2 protein-coding genes are annotated in these 2,952 nt (G+C 71.3%); both read left to right on the plus strand.

Annotated elements, in window-relative coordinates; genetic code table 11:
* Positions 1–408 precede the first annotated feature (408 nt).
* A complete protein-coding gene (locus ABZ281_RS44465; protein WP_030852030.1) occupies positions 409–612 on the plus strand; it encodes a hypothetical protein in 204 nt (67 codons plus the stop codon).
* A 212-nt stretch (positions 613–824) separates the two neighbouring features.
* Positions 825–2,952, plus strand: a 2,128-nt coding sequence (gene smc, locus ABZ281_RS44470; RefSeq protein WP_356663980.1) for a chromosome segregation protein SMC, incomplete at its 3' end; no start/stop codon positions are given.

Consider the following 2,952-nt stretch of genomic DNA (forward strand, 5'->3'; position numbering starts at 1 on the left):
GGCGGCTACGACGGCTTCGCCATCCGGTGATCACTCCCGCCGGGCGGCCTCCGTGGCCGCCCGCGGCGGGGTCGCAGGCGGCCGTCCCGGGCGGAAACTCGCTGGTGATTGCCGGAACCGCTTGCCTTGACCCGCTCCACACGCAAGGATGATCGCCACGCCCCGAGGGCCCCGCAGAAGCCGCAGTACGGCCGTTCCAGGCCGCGCGTGCCCGGGTCGCCCCCCAATACGGGGCGTGATCGTGTTGACCGTCAAACTTTTTGGTGAGACGCTGAAAGCCCCGCGCACCTTAGCTGTTTGGCATGGCTGAACGGCAGCACAACTCCAGGCCCTGCCAAGACCGCGGGTGCGAATCCCTCACGACCCACACCGCAGCGGTCGGTCACGCATTGTGGAGGACCATCCATCATGGCAAAGGCGCTTCTCGGTTACGTCGGCGGCTCCGACCCTCGACTCCTCGCCGAGATGCGACGGCTCCAGCAGCGCGTCCAGGACCTGGAATCCGAGCTCGGACGAATCCAGGCTGAGAACGAAGCGCTGACGGCTGCCGCTTCTCACGACAGGATCATGGAGAGCGTTGACGCACACCAGGCGGAGCCTGCGCTCACCTGATCACTGCACCGCTCCACAACAGCACAGCAGTGGTTGGGCCGCCCGTCACAACCGCCTAGTTGTCAGAAGTGCAAGGGACGCCCTGTCGGCGTCCCTTCTTTCTTGCCCCCGCATCCTTTCACCGTCTTTAACGTCTGATGTGCCCTGCGCGTTCAACGGCGAAACCGTGGGTTCATGGAGTGAGACCAACCCGAGCGGTAGAGTCCGGGGGCGTGCACCTCAAGGCCCTGACCCTCCGCGGGTTCAAGTCGTTCGCCTCGGCGACCACCCTCCGGTTCGAGCCGGGGATCACGTGCGTCGTCGGACCGAACGGCTCGGGCAAGTCCAACGTCGTCGACGCGCTCAGCTGGGTCATGGGCGAGCAGGGCGCCAAATCCCTGCGCGGCGGCAAGATGGAGGACGTCATCTTCGCCGGCACCACCGGCCGCCCCCCGCTGGGCCGCGCCGAGGTGTCCCTGACCATCGACAACTCCGACGGGGCCCTGCCCATCGAGTACGCCGAGGTCACCATCACGCGGATCATGTTCCGCAACGGCGGCAGCGAGTACCAGATCAACGGCGACACCTGCCGTCTCCTGGACATTCAGGAGCTCCTCTCCGACTCCGGCATCGGCCGCGAGATGCACGTGATCGTCGGGCAGGGCCAGCTCGACTCCGTGCTGCACGCCGATCCCATGGGCCGCCGCGCCTTCATCGAGGAGGCCGCCGGCGTCCTCAAGCACCGCAAGCGCAAGGAGAAGGCGCTGCGCAAGCTCGACGCGATGCAGGCCAACCTCGCGCGCGTGCAGGACCTCACCGACGAGCTCAGACGGCAGCTCAAGCCCCTCGGCCGCCAGGCCGCCGTCGCCCGCAGGGCCGCCGTCATCCAGGCAGACCTGCGCGACTCCCGCCTGCGCCTGCTGGCCGACGACCTCGTACGGCTCCGGGAGGCACTCCAGGCCGAGGTCGCCGACGAGGCCGCGCTGAAGGAGCGCAAGGAGTCCGCCGAGCAGGAACTGCGCAGGGCGCAACAGCGTGAGGCACTCCTGGAGGACGAGGTCCGGCAGCTCACGCCGCGTCTCCAGCGCGCCCAGCAGACCTGGTACGAGCTCTCCCAGCTCGCCGAACGGGTGCGCGGCACGATCTCGCTGGCCGATGCCCGCGTGAAGAGCGCCACCTCCGCGCCCCCCGAGGAGCGGCGCGGCCGCGACCCCGAGGACATGGAACGCGAGGCCGCCCGCATCCGTGAGCAGGAAGCCGAGCTGGAGGCCGCCCTGGAGGCCGCCGAGCGTGCCCTGGAGGACACGGTCGCCCACCGCGCCGAGCTGGAACGCGCGCTCACCCAGGAGGAACGGCGTCTGAAGGACGCCGCCCGGGCCATCGCCGACCGGCGCGAGGGCCTGGCCCGGCTCAGCGGCCAGGTCAACGCGGCCCGCTCCCGCGCGGCCTCCGCCCAGGCCGAGATCGAACGCCTGGCCGCCGCCCGCGACGAGGCGCAGGAACGTGCCGTCGCCGCCCAGGAGGAGTACGAGGCCCTCAAGGCCGAGGTCGACGGCCTCGACGCCGGTGACGCGGACCTCTCCGAGCACCACGAGGTCGCCAAGCAGCAGCTGGCCGAGGCCGAGGCCGCCCTCACGGCAGCCCGCGAGGCCGCCACGGCGGCGGAACGGAGGCGCGCCGCCACCCAGGCCCGGCACGAGGCCCTGTCCCTCGGCCTGCGGCGCAAGGACGGCACCGGAATACTGCTCGCGGCGAAGGACCGCCTCACCGGCCTGCTCGGCCCGGCGGCGGAACTCCTCACGGTGACCCCGGGCCACGAAGTCGCCCTGGCCGCGGCGTTCGGGGCGGCGGCGGACGCGATCGCGGTGGCGACCCCCGCGTCAGCGGCCGACGCCATCAGACTCCTCCGTAAACAGGACGGGGGCAGGGCCACCCTGCTCCTGGCAGGAGATGCCGCCCCTGGGGGCGCGGGGAACTGCGCGACCAGCCACAGCACCCCCGCAGACGCGCTACGGCCCTTCGCCGCAGACCTGGTCCGCGGCCCCGCCGACCTCATGCCCGCCGTACGCCGCCTCCTGCACGGCATCGTCGTCGTCGACACCCTCGAAGACGCCGAAGACCTCGTCTACTCCCACCCCGACCTCACCGCCGTGACCGCCGAAGGCGACCTCCTCGGCGCCCACTTCGCCCATGGCGGCTCCGCCGGCGCCCCCAGCCTCCTCGAAGTGCAGGCCTCCGTGGACGAGGCGGGCGCCGAGCTGGAAGAGCTCGCCGTCCGTTGCGAGGAGCTCACCGAGACGCAGCATGCGGCCGTCGAGCGGCGCACAGAGTGTGCCGCACTGGTCGAGGAGCTGGGGGAGC

Source organism: Streptomyces sp. NPDC006265 (genome assembly GCF_040613555.1).
In the GTDB taxonomy this organism is placed as follows: domain Bacteria; phylum Actinomycetota; class Actinomycetes; order Streptomycetales; family Streptomycetaceae; genus Streptomyces.